Genomic DNA, 14,216 nt, shown 5'->3' on the forward strand with positions numbered 1-14,216 from the left:
TTATCGGGGTACCCCCCCCCCACCAGGCCGACCACCCCCCCCCCCCCCCCGCTCCCCCCCCCCCCGTCCCGCTCTGTGTGTGCCGGAGCCGGGTCAGGGCCGGGCGGGCGTCAGCTCGCCTGGAGGGTGACGTCGTCCACGACGAAGGACGTCTGCAGGGACGCGTCCTCCGTGCCCCGGAACTGCAGGGTGACGGTCTGCCCGGCGAACCGGGAGACGTCGTAGCCCTTCAGGACGTAGCCGGGGGCCGCGTCCACGTTGGAGAGGGTCTCCAGCGTCTGGCCGCCGACGGAGACGGTGAACCGGTCGTAGACCACGTCCTCGTACTCGTCGGTGTCGATGTGCAGCTGGAAGGAGAGCCGGGCCGTGGCACAGCCCGCCGGCAGGGTCAGCGTCTGGGACGCGCTGTCGGTGTGCGTGCTGCCGTAGCCGTTCAGCCAGGCCATGTACGAGCCGCTGTGCGGGACCTGGCCGGACTGGTTGGTGATGACCCCGGTGGTGGCGGTCCAGGGGCTGCTGCCGTTCTCGAAGCCGCCGTTGACCACGACCTGGCGCGGGGTGCAGCTGCCGCCGCCCCCGACGGTCAGCGTGTAGGTGGTGCTGTGACCGACCGTGCCGGTGCCCGTGACGGTCAGGGTGTACGTGCCCGCCGCCGTGCCGGAGCCGACCTGGACCGAGAGCGTCGAGGAGCTGCCGGACTGCACGGACGCCGGGTTCAGCGTCGCGGTCACGCCGGCCGGGGCTCCGGAGACGGTGAGGGCGACCGTCTGCGGACTGCCGCTGACGGTGGTGGTGTTGACGGTGGAGGTGACGCTGCCGCCGGGCTCGGTGGAGCCGGAGGCCGGCGAGGTGCCGATCGAGAAGTCCTGCGCCGGGGTGCCGCCGCCCACCGCCTGCTGCCAGACGGTGTACGCGACACCGTCCGCGCTGCGGTCCAGGACGGTGGCGTTGATGTTGCTCGCGGTGTCGCAGGAGCTGTGGTAGCAGCTGTCGTACGCGGCGCCCGCGGTGCCGCCCCACTTCGCCGCCTGCGCCGAGGTCTTGCGGGCGCTGGCGCCGGCCGCGTAGCCGGAGGTGGGGATGCCGGCCTGCTGGAAGGAGTAGTCGTCGCTGCGGCCCTGGCCCTCGGTGTTCTCCTCGGGCGCGAGGTTGAGGGAGGTCCAGTACGCCTTGAGCGGGGCGCCGGCGGCGGAGTTCAGGTTGTTGATGAAGTAGCCGCCGTTGGGCGAGCCGACCATGTCGAAGTTGTAGTACGCCTTGATGGCCGCCTTGTCGGCGCTGCCGAGCCGGCCCACGTAGAACTCGGAGCCGTTGAGCCCCTGCTCCTCGTCGGTCCACCAGGCGAACCGCACGTGCTTGGTCAGGGACGGGTTCTTCTGGGCGAGGACGAGCGCGTTCTCCAGCAGGGTGGCCGAGCCCGAGCCGTTGTCGTTGATGCCCGGTCCGGCCGATACGCCGTCGAGGTGCGCGCCGAACATGACGACCTGGTCGGCGGGTCCGCCGGGCCAGTCGGCGATCAGGTTGTTGGACGGGTAGGTGCAGGAGGTGCAGGCCTGCTCGGTGACGGTGTATCCGGCCGCCTGGAGCTTGCCCTTCACGTACGCCAGCGACTGGGTGTACCCGGCGCTGCCGGCGCGGCGGTGGCCGCCGTTCTGCGAGGCGATCGTGTTCAGCTGGGTCAGGTGCGCCTGCACGTTGGCCACGCTGATGTCCGGCGGGGTGGTGCCCGGCGGGGTGCCGCCCACGTTGAGCGCGTAGTCGACGGTGTGCGCCAGGCTCGGGCCCTGGCCCTTGACGGTGACGGTGGAGGCCCCCGGGGCCGCGTTGGCCGAGGCGGACAGGGTCAGCGTCGCGGACTGGCCGGACTGCACGGTGGCCGGGCTGAAGGTGGCGGTCACCCCGGACGGCAGTCCGGACGCGGTGAGGGCCACCTGCTGGGCCTGGCCGCTGGTGGTGCTGGTGGTCACCGTCGCGGTGACCGAGCCGCCCTGTGGGACGGTGCCCGAGGCGGGGTTCAGGGCCAGGGAGAAGTCGTCGTTCTGGCCGCTGGGGGTGCAGGTCGGGTCGGCGGTCTGGGCGGGCACGCTGATGGCGTCCCAGGCGGCCTTGGTCCTGTTGAACAGGTTGCAGGTGGCCGGGTCGAGGGACTTGGCCGAGCCGAGGGTCGCCGTCCGGTACTTCTTGTACGACATGCTGCTGGTCTTCAGCAGCATCCCGCCGTAGAAGATCTTGCCGGCGTTCTGGACGCCGACGCCGGTCACCGTGGACCCGTTGCAGGTGGCGCTGCTCGGCTTGCCGCCGCCCGGGTTGCTGCCCTCTGCGAGCAGGTAGAACCAGTGGTTGAGCGGGCCTGCCGCCGCGTGCACCTCGGTGCCGGGGATCGCGGAGCTGTAGCAGGACGGGTCGTTGTTGATCGCCGACGGGTTGTACATGTTGCGGATCGGCCCGCGGCCCTGGAGGTTGATGGCCTCGCCGACCGTGTAGTCCGGGGTGTCGTAGGGGGCGGGCTCGTTGGCGTACGCCTCGGTCAGCGCCCCGAAGATGTCGCCGGTGCCCTCGCCGAGGCCGGCCTCCTGGCCGGAGGTGCCGCCGGGGGTGGTGGAGTCGACGGCGTGCCCGTACTCGTGGGCCACGACGTCGATCCCGGCGATCCACTCGTTGGCGCTGTTGCGCCCGATGGTGACCGAGCTGCCGTCCCAGTAGGCGTTGAGCTGGCCCAAGCCGACCTTGGCGGGGAAGCTGCGGCCGGAGCCGTCGACCCCGTTGCGGCCCAGCCACTGGCCGAGCATGTCCCACTGCTTCTGGGCGGCGAACATCAGGTCCGTGCAGCCGGTCTCCTTGGAGGTGGGGTTGCCGGTGCCCCAGGAGTCCGTGGACTTCGTGAAGACGCTGCCGGTGCTGTAGTCCGCGCAGCTCAGCCCGGTCCGGTTCGGGTCGCGCAGGGAGTAGGAGCCGCCCGAGGCGGTGGTGTCGATGGTGAGCGGGTTCGGGCCGTTCCACTTGCTGTTGCCGGTGCCGGCGACGACCTCGTCGTGGCGGTCGACGACCTTGCCGGTCCGGGCGTCCACGAACACGTGCAGTCGGCTGGGCGCGTCCTTGGTGCTCCCGGAGAGCACGGTCTCCCAGGCCAGGTACGGCCGGTCGTCCTTGAGCCGGACGACGAGGCGACTGCTCTCGACCTTGTCGACGGCGGCCAGTTCCTTGCGGGAGGTGGTTTCGGCCGTCTTCGCGCTGACGGACGGGGTGGTCGCCACGTCGATCACGGTCGACGAGGCCGACTGCACGGCGCGGACCCGGCCCTGGCCGTCGGCCAGGACCACGGCGTCACCGCCGACGACGGGCAGGCCGCGGTAGCTGCGCTCGTAGGCCACCGAGTACAGGTCCTGCACCCAGGGGGTGACCTGGCGCCGGTCGTACTGCTGCTGGGCCGCGTTGACCAGGGTGTCGAGACCGCTCCTGACCGCCGCGTCGGCGGCGGCTATGGCCCGCTCCGCGGGCGAGGGCTGCGCGGCTCCGACGGCTCGGGCGGGTTCGGCGGCGTGTGCCGCGCCGGCCAGCGTGCCGGCGAGGCCGGCGGTCAGCGCCATGGCCGCCACGGAAGCCATCCATCTCGTGGGCTGCAAGAGTCCACTCCGATCGTGTGGGGGGTGGGGGGCTGGCTCGTTCGCCGCCGAGTATGGGCGTGGACATGGCGAGATTGGGACATCTCTGCAGGCATAAGGTCCGCGTTATGTACGGGCCGCATCACGCTTCGTAAGCTGCCGGGATGCAGCTGGAGTTGAGGCATCTGCAAGCCGTCTGCCAGATAGCCGAGGCCGGCAGCCTGGGCGGCGCGGCACGACGGTTGGGCGTCTCCCAGCCCGCGCTCTCGGCCCAGCTCCGCAGGATCGAGCGGGTCACCGGCGGCGAGCTCTTCGTCCGCGGCCGTGCCGGCGTGGAGCCCACCCCGCTCGGCCAGTACGTCCTGGCGAAGGCCCGCCGCGTACTGAACGAGATGGAGGCCCTCGGCGCCGAGACCCGCACCATGGCCACCGACACCCCGCTGCGGCTCGGCTGCATCCTGCTGGTGCTCGTCGACGACCTGCTGGCCCGTACGGACCTCACCCTGTCCGGCCGGGAGATCACCGTGGACGTGGAGCACTCGGTCACGGCGCTGGTACGGATGCTCGGCGCGGGCCGGTACGACGTCGTCCTCTACGGCGAGGTCAACGACCACGAGGTGGCGCTGCCCCGGGGCGCCCTGGCCAGGACCCTGATCCCCAAGGAGCCGTTCTGCATCCGCATGGCCACCCGCCACCCCCTGGCCGGCCGGGCGGCCCTCGACCTGGCCGACCTCGCGGGCGAGCAGTGGATGACCCTGGTCGAGGACGACGACGGCGGCCCCGAGGCGCTCGTCGCGGCCTGCGCCGCGGCCGGCTTCGTACCCTCGTTGCGCTACCGGATCACCGACCGGCAGATGCGCCACCACCTGGTCGCGGCCGGCCGGGCGATCTCCCTCACCCAGCCCACCGCCCCGGCGGTCGAGGGCACGGTGATGCGCCCGCTGCTCGGCACCCCGATCAGTGGCCGGATCCGGCTGGCGTGGAACCGCTCGACGGTGTCGAACGGGCAGGCCGACCTGCTCTACCGGGCGGCGGCCGGGGCGTACCTGGCCAACGTGGACAACAACCCCTTCCACCGGGCGTGGTGGGACGCCCACCCGGAGGTGCACCCGGTCCTCGACTGAGGCGGGGCGGCCCGCCCGCCGGCCGGTCAGCCGACGGGAGCCTCCAGGGGCTCCACCGGGTCGAGCGGCTGCGCGGCCCGGACCAGGCCGGCGACGTGCGCGGTGACCATGTCGAGGATGTCCTGCGCGGCGCGGCCGTCGCCGAGGACCAGGAAGTTCAGGGTGAGGCCGTCCGTCATGGCGGCCAGGTAGCGGGCCAGAACGGGCACCGGGACGCTCAGCTCGAAGGCCGGACCGCCGCGGACCTGCTCGATCAGCTCGGCGTACGTCGCGCAGTACAGCTCGTGCTGGCGCCGCGCGAGGTGCTCGAACCCGGGCTGGCGCAGGGCGTACTGGGTGAGCTCGTAGGTGAGCATGTGCTCGGCCGGGCTGGCGCGGACGTGGTCCCAGTAGGCCCGGAAGCCGGCCCGTACCGTCTCGTGGAGGGTGGCGCGCGGCCGGATCGCCTCCTTCACCACCCCGAGGTAGTGGTCGGTGATCGTCTCGATGACCGATTCCAGCAGCGCCTGCTTGGAGTCGAAGCAGTAGTGGAAGACGCTCAGCGACACGCCCGCCTCCGCTGCGATGGAGCGGGTCGTGGTCCGGGCGACGCCGTCGCGGGCCATCGCGCGGATCGCGGCCTCGGTGAGCTGCCGGCGCCGCTCGGCCAACGGCATCCGTGGCATGGGTGTTCCGTTCCCTTCCGTGGGAGCGTGCTGGGGCGTGCGGCGTGGAGGGCGCGTGGGGAATGCGCGGGTGGCCGGGACCGGCCGGATCGGTTGCGGATCCGGCCGGCCCCGGCCGGGTCGGTGCCTGCCCCTGTGGTGTCGTTCAGCTGCCGTCAGCTGCTGAAGACGCCCACGTCGTAGAGGGAGTAGCCCCACTGGGTGCCGCGTCCGAGGCAGTTGACCCGTACGAAGCGGGCCGGTACCCCGGAGAACTGCGCGGTGTCCAGGCCGCCGTCCCCGGCGGTCGTGGACCAGACGGTCTGCCAGTTCACGTCGTCGGAGGACACCTCGATGCGGTACGACCTGCCGTACGCCCGCTCCCATTCGAGGGTGACCCGCTTGACGAGCTGCGGCGAGCCGAGGTCGATGCGCAGCCACTGGCCGTCGCTCCAGCCGCTCGCCCAGCGCGACCCGCGGTCGCCGTCCACGGCCCGGCCGGCCGCGTAACTGACGAACGGGTTCCACTCGGTGGAGCTGGCCGAGGCGGACGTCCCCGCGGCGAGGTTCACGCCCGCCTTGTGCTTCTCGGACGCGCCCCACGTGCGCAGGTAGGACTCGGCGCCCTGGAAGAGGTCGTCCACGACCTCCTGGCCGCCGACGTTGCGGATGTCCTCGATCCAGTCGGGGACCATGCCGTAGTGCGCGGCGCCGTCGGTGTTGAAGTCCCACGTGCGCTGCCCGGTGGTCTGCCGGTCGATGACCGACCCGCCGTCGGTGCTGCGGTACGGGTAGCGGACCGGGTTCGGGGCGTCCGCCCCGCGGGGACCCGGCCAGCCGCCGACGCCGTTCATGTCGGTGCCGAAGCCGTAGCCCACGCCGTACTTGTCACGCAGGGCGGCGTTGCGCTTGGCCTCCGCGCTGAAGCCCTCGGCGCCGCCCATGTACGCGGTGGCGAAGCCGCCGAGCTTGTAGAGGCGCTCCAGCCAGCCCTGGTCCATCCAGCTGTGGGAGGAGATCACGCCCGGGTAGGACTCGGTCTCCAGGATGTCGAGGGCGCGGCCGGCGGCCTTGACGCTCATGTGGTCGACTTCGAGCATCATCTTGCGCTTCATCATCCCGCGCACGGCGTACTCGCCGAGCTCGGTCAGCCCACGGGTGTTGCACCGTGCGTCGGCGGCGTACGAGGGCACCGACACGCCCGCGGGGAGCTCCTTCTGCGCGGCGGGTGCCGCGGCCAGCCCGATCGGGTTGTCGTGCTGCGGGCCGGTGCACTGCTCGGTCTTCCAGAAGGTGCCCGTGGACAGGAACTGGCCCACGTTGATCGCGGTGCCCAGGGCGCCCTCGTCGAAGCGCACCCCGCACAGCGCGTTGTCGAACTTGTGGCACAGGAACATGCTGCGCACGCCGATCCGGTACAGCTCGTCCAGGCCGCGGTCGATGTCCTCCCGGCTGCACTGGCTGATGTCCAGGATCTGCTTGCAGCCGAACGGCTCGGAGGTCTCCACCCCGAGGACGACGGCCAGCTTGCCCTGCTGGATGACGTCGCGGGCCTGCGCGGAGTCGGTGACGATCCGGAACCAGCCCTTTCCGGGGCCGCCGTACATCTTGTCGATGTAGGCCTGCATGTCGTACGTCTTCTGGGCCTCCAGGCGGATGGCGGTCATCTCGTCGCAGCCGCGGTCCTTGAAGAAGTAGACCGAGCAGATCACCCCGTTGGTGACGAGGTCGTTGACGAGGACCCGCTGGCCGCCGCGCCAGGCACGCTCGATCCACGCGTAGTAGTTCTGCTGGTGGGTGAGCGAGTCGTGGGCGGGCCAGTCCTTGAACGTCGGCCAGCCGTTCGGGTCGTGCTTGCCGTCGCCGCCCTTGGTGATGAAGTCGAAGATCGCGAGGGTGCCGTCGGGGTAGTGCTCCGGGCAGTCCTTGAGCGCGTCGGCGACGCCCAGCTCCGAGAACGGCTTGCCGCAGATGAGGCGGCCGCCGAAGCCCTCGTTGGACATGATGTGGTCGTGGGCGTCGACGAAGCCGCGTACGCGGCCCTGCGCGTCGGTGCCCTTGAAGGGCTCGCCCGTGACGTTGATCTGGGAGTCCGGGCCGGGGCGGGCGGACGGGACCCACCAGCCGGTCTCGGCCGGGGCGGCCGCGGCGCCGGCGGCGCCGGCGGCGGGTTCGGCCGCGGCTGCGGTGACCGGGCCGAGGCCGACGGCCATCAGACCGGCCAGGAGGATCGCGAGGACCGTCAGAGGCCTGCGGCGGCCGGGTGGTAGTCGGGTCATGTCATCACCACTCACGTCATCGGGAGGCGGGGGGCGCGGTCGAGGACGCAGACCGTCCGAGGCCGGCGATTGTCATGTCCCGCGCGAATTTGCGACGAGGATCGCTACTGCCGACCGGAGAGTCAAGAGTCCGGGACAACTGACCTGATGATGGATCAGGTTCCGCCGGACCGCGGCCGGACCGCTCCCGGTACCCGGCCGGGCCTGCGACGACGCCCCGCCGGGTACCGGGAGCGCACCCCCGGCGGTCGCCCGGACCACCCGGGGCGGTAGGGTCGTGGGCGGACTGTGCCGGTTTCCACCGAAGCGTCGGCACAAGGTCAGGGCCGTTGTCGATCACGGGCCGTGCTGCCGCACCGGCAGCGCCGACCGCGCCGCCCGCCCTCGCCCCCTGCCCGCCCGGAACCCACCGCCATGAGCACCGTCACCCCGCCGCGCGCGCCCGCGCGCCCCACCCCCGCCGCCGCGGCCCACAGCATCAGCGCGGCCACCCTGGTCCTGCTCGCGCTCGTCGGGATCGGCGCCGTCATCCACGAGCCGGTCCTCATACCGTCCCTCGCCGCCAGCGCCGCCCTGGTCCACAGCGCGCCCGCGCTGCCGCTCTCCCAGCCCCGCAGCGTGATCGTCGGGCACCTGCTCGGAGCCCTGGTCGGCTACGCGGTGCTCGCCGCCGCGGGCAGCACCCCCTGGGCCGCGGCCGTCGCCGGCGGCCTCGCCCTGGCCGCGAACACCGCCGCCCGCACCCCGCACTCGCCGGGCTGCGCCAGCGCGGTGATCGTCGTCCTGCAGACCCCCGCGCCCGGCCGCTTCGTCCCCCTCCTCCTCGGGTCGACGGTCCTGCTCGTCCTCACCGGGTACGCCGCCTCGCGCATGCGCCCCAAGGCCCCCCGCTACCCCGCCTACTGGTGGTGAGCCCCCGGCCTACGCCGCCTCCCACGTGAAGCGGCCCTCCAGCCCGTCCGGGCTGAGGTAGGCGTAGCCGCCGCCGTGCGCGAAGTTGAGGAAGTACGGCCCGCCGTCGCCGTCGCCGAGCCGGAAGAAGAACCGCCACGGCGCGGCGCAGCCGGCCCGGTCCGGGTAGAGGTGGTCGGGGCGCCCTCCGAGGAAGTCGCGTACGGGCAGCACCCCGTCCTCCTCGAACTCCTCCTCGGCCTCCTGCGGCACGGGCGCGAGCTCGACCAGGAACTCGACCGGCACCATCTCCTCGTCCTCCCCGTCCGTGCCGAACGTCCACAGGGACCTGCCGCCTGTCCCCGCCGGGCCGATCACGGCGAAATCCGGGATCCGGCCGCCCGGCTGCACGAGGAGCACGGCCTCACCGTCGTCCGCGCGCTCGCCCCCGGTCTCGTAGTCGTCGTACGCGAGGAACAGGTACGCCAGCCGCGGCGTACCGCCGGGCTCGCCGGGCACGGGGAACTGGCCGACGAAGTCCAGCGGCTCACCCGTCGACGGCGAGACGGGCCAGCACGGCTCGCCGAGCCACACCGGTGCGCCGCCCAGCTTCGCGACGGGCGCGGTGACGGGGGCGGCGGCCGGTCGGAGCGTCATGGACAGGCGGGGGAGGAAAGCGGCGTCGTAGGGCCCTTCGGCCCCCGCCACAGGACTCTGCACGATCACGCTCCGACCCTAGTGCCGTCGCCCTGACGGCCGGGCGGGCGGGGCCGGGGACGAGGGGTGGCGTCGGGACGGGGCGCGAACCGCCGACGGCCGCACCCCGCACGCGGAACCCCGGGCCATTGTCGGGGCCCGCCAGGGGGCGGGCCGGAACGGTACGTCCGCGCGGGCCCGTTGCGGTGCGAGTGGTGCCATGACCGGAAGGGTGCACCGCCTCGCGATGCCCGGTGCGGCACCCCGCTGCGTCCCCGGACCGCGCGAGAACGTCCCGTAGGAGTCGCGACCCCGAGCTGAACGCCGGCCTGAGGCGGCTGTGACTTCCCCGTCTACATGCCTCGCGGTGGGCCGTGGACGACTCGCGTCCGCTGTCCTGGCTCCGTCGGGAGGCATTCCAGACGCACGGGCCCGGGATAGAAGACCGCACTGTTCCAGCCGCACATCTCCTCGCCGATCAGGTAGCGGTAGAGCCATTCGGCGAAGGACAGGGCATGGCCGGCCCACGCACCTTCTCTGTTCAGTACGGCGATCCCGTCGGGGACGCCATGCACCTGTGGCGCCAAGAAGATGATGTGCCCCTGATCGGTGCCCGCGAGGGGAATGAGGCCTTCGGCCGTGCCAAAGGTGATCTCCGGGAGGCCGAAGACGACACGGGGATCGACGGGTGACTCCACACCCTCCTTCACCGCCTCCTCCTGTGACCACAGCTGGGACGTACGCCGCATCCATACGCCGAGGTCCCGCCAACCCGCCCCCGGGCGGTCCAGGTAGAGGTGATGGTTGATCTGGCGGGCCCCGTATGCATCGGTGATCGTCTTGTAGTCGGCAGGCAGCGACCGCCCGAGCTCGTCTTCCAGGCGCAGCCAGGCGGCGGGGGTGGCGCAGTCGGCTGCCGGGGGGCCGAGCATGTCGATGACGGCCCGTACGTAGTCGGTCATGGTGCCTCAGATGGCAGAAGGTGCAGGGTGCCTCATCATCCGCCGCCTCGTGCGTTGTCCGGCTTCCCGGGTCTGGAAGACAGGCACCTCGTCGTGCTCGTCGAGTGCGGTGCTGACCGAGGAGACGGAACCTAGGAGTCCGCTGAAGATCTTGCTCTGACCGCCCGGCTCACCCTGGATTGCCAGCAAATGTCGATCGTCCTAAAGCGGCGCAAGTCGGGCGCGATTTCAAGATCTTCAGGACACTCCTAGCCGGTGTGGCCCGCGGTGTCGGCTTCCTCGGCGAGGACGGCGGCTATGCCGTTGGCCAGGCAGGGGATGCGGTCCGCCGGGATGCCGGCGATGTTGATGCGGCCCGCGGTGGTGCCGTAGATGGCGAAGCCGCTGCGGAGGCGGAGCATCTGGTGGGGGCTCAGCGGCAGCATCGAGAACATGCCCTTCTGCCGCGCCAGCGACTCGGCCCGGTCGGCCCAGCCGAGCGAGGCCAGCTGCCCGGTCAGGGCGCTGCGGTTGGCCTCGACGCGGCCGCGCATGGCGTCCAGCTCGGCCCGCCACAGCGCGCGCAGCCCGTCGTCCTCCAGGACGGTCGAGACCACCGCGGCCCCGTGCTCCGGAGGCATGGAGTACAGGGTCCGGGCCGCGTTCTGCAGGGCCGTCTCCACGTGGCGCAGCGACTCCCTGGAGGCACCGATGACCACCGCGCAGCCGGTGCGGTCGCTGTAGAGCCCGAAGTTCTTCGAGCAGCTGATGGCGACGAGCATCTCCGGCACCCGCTCCGCCAGCATCCGCGTGGCCGCCAGGTCCGCCTCCAGGCCGTCGCCGAGCCCGTGGTACGCGAGGTCGACGAACGGCACCCATCCGACGTGCCCGGCCATGTCGGCCAGGGCCGCCCAGGTCTCGGGGGCCGGGTCGACGCCGGTGGGGTTGTGGCAGCAGCCCTGGAGCAGGACGACGTCGTCGCGTCCGGCCTGCCCCAGGTCCCGCAGCATGCCCTCGCTGTCGGGCAGGCCGTCCGCGTCGACCCAGGCGTACGTGCGCACCGTCAGCCCCGCGGCTTCCAGGATGGGTCGGTGGTTCACGTAGGCGGGGTCGCTGATCCACACCGTCGTACCGGGTCGGGTGCGGCAGATCAGGTCGGCGAGCAGCCGCAGCGCCCCACTGCCCGCGACGGTCTGGACGGCGACGGCCCGCTCGGCGGCGCCGCCCTCGCCCAGCACCATCGACAGCATCGCGCGGTTGAAGGCCAGGTTGCCGGAGAGCCCGCGGTACTCCTTGGAGAGGGAACGTTCCGCCAGGCGGATCTCGGCCTCGCGCACCGCCGCCATGACCGGGGTGCCGCCGGTGTCGTCGCGGTAGACGCCGAGGACCAGGTTCAGGCGCTCGGGCCGGGCGTCGGCGCCGTAGGCCTCGGTCAGGTCCCACAGCGGGTCGACGGGCGGCGGGAGGAGGAGCTCAAGCATCTGCGGGAACCTCGTGCGGGGATCGGCGGGTCGGCGGGTCAGGGGTCAGCGGGTCAGCTGGCGGAGGCGGGGCGGGGCAGGGCGCGGGGGCGCCGGTTGGCGAGGAAGACCCCCGCGGCGATGAGCGGCACGCCGATCAGCACGGCGAGCGTCGGCGCCTCCCCGAGCAGCGGTACGGCGAGCAGCACCACGAGGACCGGGCTGAGGCTGCCGACGGCGGAACTGCGCTCCGCGCCGAGCCTGCGGATGGCGAAGGCGTACAGCAGCCCCGCGCACAGTCCGACCCCCAGCCCCTGCACGACCAGGAACAGGGCGATGTCGGAGCCGGCCGCGGACGCCAGGCCGCTGGGCAGCACCCCGGTCAGCACCAGCAGGGCCATCACCGTGAACGAGGGCAGGCAGAGCAGGCCGATCGATCCGACCGGGTCGAGCTCCACCTCCTTCAGCCCGACGGTGTACAGCGCCCACAGCCCGCTGGCGGCGAGCAGGATGCCGGCGCCGGCCAGCACCGAGCCGTTCACGGGGAAGAGGTAGCGCCAGACGAGGGCGACCACACCGGCCGCGATCAGCGCGAGCCCGCCGGCCTGGGCGCCGCGGGGCGCGCCCCGCCCGCCGGCCACCATCAGGGCGGCGACGAACAGCGGGACCATCCCGGGGACGATCGAGCCGACGAACGCCGCCGAGGTCAGGGAGCCGCCGTACATCGCGGCCAGGAAGAACGGCACCCCCGCCCCACAGGCGATCTTGAGGGCGGCGGCCGGGCGCACCGCGGCGAGCGCGCGACGCCGCCGCCACAGGGCCGGGGCGAGGACGACGAGCGGGACGCCGAAGCGCAGCAGGGCGGCGTCGGCCGGCCGCAGGGAGGAACTGCTCAGGGCCCGCGCGCTGAGCGCGAACGCGGCCCAGATCAGCACGGTCAGGACCAGCGCGATCATGCCCCGGGCCTGCGGGGAGGGCCCGCGGGCACCGGCGGTGCGCCCTCGCGGGGGTGCCGGCGCGGGCACGGTCTTCACGGCGACCACGGTCATGTCCTCCAGATCCAGGGGCCGGATCCGGCCACGGGGCAACGCTAGAGCTTTTGCCGTGGCAGCCGATTGCCAGTTCTGCCGCTCAGGCATAGCTTGGGGGCAGAATCTGCCAAGGAGTGACCATGGACGCAGTCGATCTGCAGATCATCCGCGAATTGCAGGCCGACGGCCGGCTGTCCAACCAGGAGCTCGCCGACCGGGTCAGGCTGTCGCCTTCGCCCTGCCTGCGCCGGGTGCGGAGGCTGGAGGAGGCCGGTCTGATCCGCGGCTACACGGCCATGGTCGACCAGGTCGCGTTCGGCCTGCCCATCACCGTGTTCGTCCGGATACGGCTGGAACGCCACACCGCGGAGGCCGTACGGGTCTTCGAGGAGCACGTCGCCGTCATCGAGCACATCCAGGACTGCTACCTGATGGCCGGCAGCAGCGACTACCTGCTCCGGGTCGTCATCGAGAGCCTGGAGGCGTACGAGGGCCTGGTCCGCAACCGCATCCACGCCATCCCCGGCATCGCCTCGATCGAGTCGAGCTTCGCCTTCGGCAGCGTCAAGCAGTCCCGGGTCTACCCCGCCCCGAAGTGAGGCGGGCGGAGCCGGCGGGTGCCCGTCTCACCCGGACCCGGACCCGAGGGCCCGGGCGAGGGCCGCGCGGTAGGTGGTGCCCAGCCGCGGGAAGATCTCGTACAGGTGGGCGGTGACGGTGCGCGGCGAGATGTGCAGCTGCCCGCCTGTCTCCTTGTTCGTCGGCCCTCGGGCGGCGAGCCGGGCGATCCGCAGCTCCTGCCCCGTCAGCGCTTCCGGTCCGGCGGCCGGGGCGTCCACCGGGTGTCCGGCCGCGCGCAGTTCCCGGGCGCAGCGCCGTACCCACGGGTCGGCCCGCAGGCCACCACGGAACGCCTGGTGGGCGTCGCGCAGTACGTCGTGCGCGGAGGCGCGGGCGCCGGCGCCGCAGCCAGGACCCGAACCAGGACAGTCCGCGGGGCAGCACCCCGGGCGGGGTGAGGGCGGAGAAGCGGCCGTACGCCTCCTCGAACCGGGCGTGCGCCAGCGCGACCAGCCCGTGCAGCCGGGCCAGGTGGTCGGTGACGAACCGCATGCCGGCCCGGGCCGCGGCCGGGCCGATCAACCGCTCGATGCCGATCAGCCCTCCTCGTCGCCTCGTCCGGCCAGGACGCGTAGGTGTGCCGCAACAGCAGGGCGTTGGTGTGGTAGCCGAGCTCCTCGGCCGCGCGGGCCTCGCGCAGGCAGGCGCGGGCCGCGTCCCAGCGGCCGTGCAGGAAGTCCTGGCGGCAGGTGGCCTTGGCGATGGAGCCCTGGGTGGCGTACGCGTGCTGGCCGGTGAAGCGGCGCCACAGGTCGGCGTCGGCGACGTCGACGGCGGTCGCCGTCCACAGCAGCAGCCAGCCCGCCCCGACCTCCTGTTCCGGACTCATGTGCGCGACGGTCCCGCGCAGTTCGCCGACGACGCCGTGCGCCGTGGGCGCCGGGTCCGACCAGGCGCGCAGGCACAGCCGGGCCAGGTCGGACATGC

At 72.6% G+C, this 14,216-nt stretch carries 12 protein-coding genes; 3 read left to right on the forward strand and 9 right to left on the reverse strand.

The annotated features are described in order from the left end of the window. Positions 1–110: 110 nt before the first annotated feature. Positions 111–3,605 (reverse strand): M28 family peptidase, encoded by a 3,495-nt coding sequence (locus ACZ4VL_RS35305; RefSeq protein ID WP_468208472.1) that lies wholly within the window; start codon positions 3,603–3,605, stop codon positions 111–113. A 161-nt stretch (positions 3,606–3,766) separates the two neighbouring features. On the opposite strand from ACZ4VL_RS35305, the gene ACZ4VL_RS35310 reads away from it, so the two are divergent. Further along, positions 3,767–4,726, forward strand: a complete 960-nt coding sequence (locus ACZ4VL_RS35310; RefSeq protein ID WP_468208475.1) for a LysR family transcriptional regulator — start codon at positions 3,767–3,769, stop codon at positions 4,724–4,726. A gap of 26 nt (positions 4,727–4,752) precedes the next feature. Here the strand turns inward: ACZ4VL_RS35310 and ACZ4VL_RS35315 are convergent, their stop codons facing one another. Continuing rightward, positions 4,753–5,391 (reverse strand): TetR/AcrR family transcriptional regulator, encoded by a 639-nt coding sequence (locus ACZ4VL_RS35315; protein WP_468208478.1) that lies wholly within the window; start codon positions 5,389–5,391, stop codon positions 4,753–4,755. A 155-nt stretch (positions 5,392–5,546) separates the two neighbouring features. Further along, positions 5,547–7,649, reverse strand: a complete 2,103-nt coding sequence (locus ACZ4VL_RS35320) for a galactose-binding domain-containing protein (RefSeq protein WP_468208481.1) — start codon at positions 7,647–7,649, stop codon at positions 5,547–5,549. 414 nt (positions 7,650–8,063) lie between these two features. Between ACZ4VL_RS35320 and ACZ4VL_RS35325 the strand changes: the two genes are divergently transcribed. Further along, positions 8,064–8,561, forward strand: a complete 498-nt coding sequence (locus ACZ4VL_RS35325; RefSeq protein WP_468208483.1) for an HPP family protein — start codon at positions 8,064–8,066, stop codon at positions 8,559–8,561. 9 nt (positions 8,562–8,570) lie between these two features. Here ACZ4VL_RS35325 and ACZ4VL_RS35330 read toward each other — a convergent pair whose 3' ends face one another. The 4 genes from ACZ4VL_RS35330 to ACZ4VL_RS35345 all read right to left on the reverse strand — a co-directional run bounded on the left by ACZ4VL_RS35330 (position 8,571) and on the right by ACZ4VL_RS35345 (position 12,686). After that, a complete protein-coding gene (locus tag ACZ4VL_RS35330) occupies positions 8,571–9,266 on the reverse strand; it encodes a hypothetical protein (protein WP_468208485.1) in 696 nt (231 codons plus the stop codon). A gap of 323 nt (positions 9,267–9,589) precedes the next feature. After that, positions 9,590–10,198: an SMI1/KNR4 family protein gene (locus ACZ4VL_RS35335; protein WP_468208488.1), complete on the reverse strand. Its 609-nt coding sequence runs from the start codon at positions 10,196–10,198 to the stop codon at positions 9,590–9,592. Between the two features lie 248 nt (positions 10,199–10,446). Continuing rightward, positions 10,447–11,658, reverse strand: a complete 1,212-nt coding sequence (locus tag ACZ4VL_RS35340; RefSeq protein WP_468208491.1) for an amino acid aminotransferase — start codon at positions 11,656–11,658, stop codon at positions 10,447–10,449. A 53-nt stretch (positions 11,659–11,711) separates the two neighbouring features. After that, the gene (locus ACZ4VL_RS35345) at positions 11,712–12,686 is read right to left on the reverse strand and encodes an EamA family transporter (RefSeq protein WP_468208494.1); all 975 of its coding nucleotides are present in this window, start codon (positions 12,684–12,686) and stop codon (positions 11,712–11,714) included. A 122-nt stretch (positions 12,687–12,808) separates the two neighbouring features. Here ACZ4VL_RS35345 and ACZ4VL_RS35350 point away from each other — a divergent pair, with 122 nt between their 5' ends. Then, on the forward strand, positions 12,809–13,267 hold the full coding sequence (locus ACZ4VL_RS35350) for an Lrp/AsnC family transcriptional regulator (protein WP_361101536.1): 459 nt from the start codon (positions 12,809–12,811) through the stop codon (positions 13,265–13,267). 27 nt (positions 13,268–13,294) lie between these two features. Here ACZ4VL_RS35350 and ACZ4VL_RS35355 read toward each other — a convergent pair whose 3' ends face one another. Both ACZ4VL_RS35355 and ACZ4VL_RS35360 read right to left on the reverse strand, forming a co-directional pair. Beyond that, entirely contained in the window at positions 13,295–13,507 is a 213-nt protein-coding gene (locus tag ACZ4VL_RS35355) for a helix-turn-helix domain-containing protein (RefSeq protein ID WP_468208497.1), read from the reverse strand. Next, the gene (locus tag ACZ4VL_RS35360) at positions 13,474–14,214 is read right to left on the reverse strand and encodes a hypothetical protein (protein WP_468208500.1); all 741 of its coding nucleotides are present in this window, start codon (positions 14,212–14,214) and stop codon (positions 13,474–13,476) included. The genes ACZ4VL_RS35355 and ACZ4VL_RS35360 overlap by 34 nt, the downstream gene beginning before the upstream one ends. Positions 14,215–14,216: the final 2 nt, after the last annotated feature.

Source organism: Streptomyces sp. NPDC029014, from assembly GCF_055564695.1.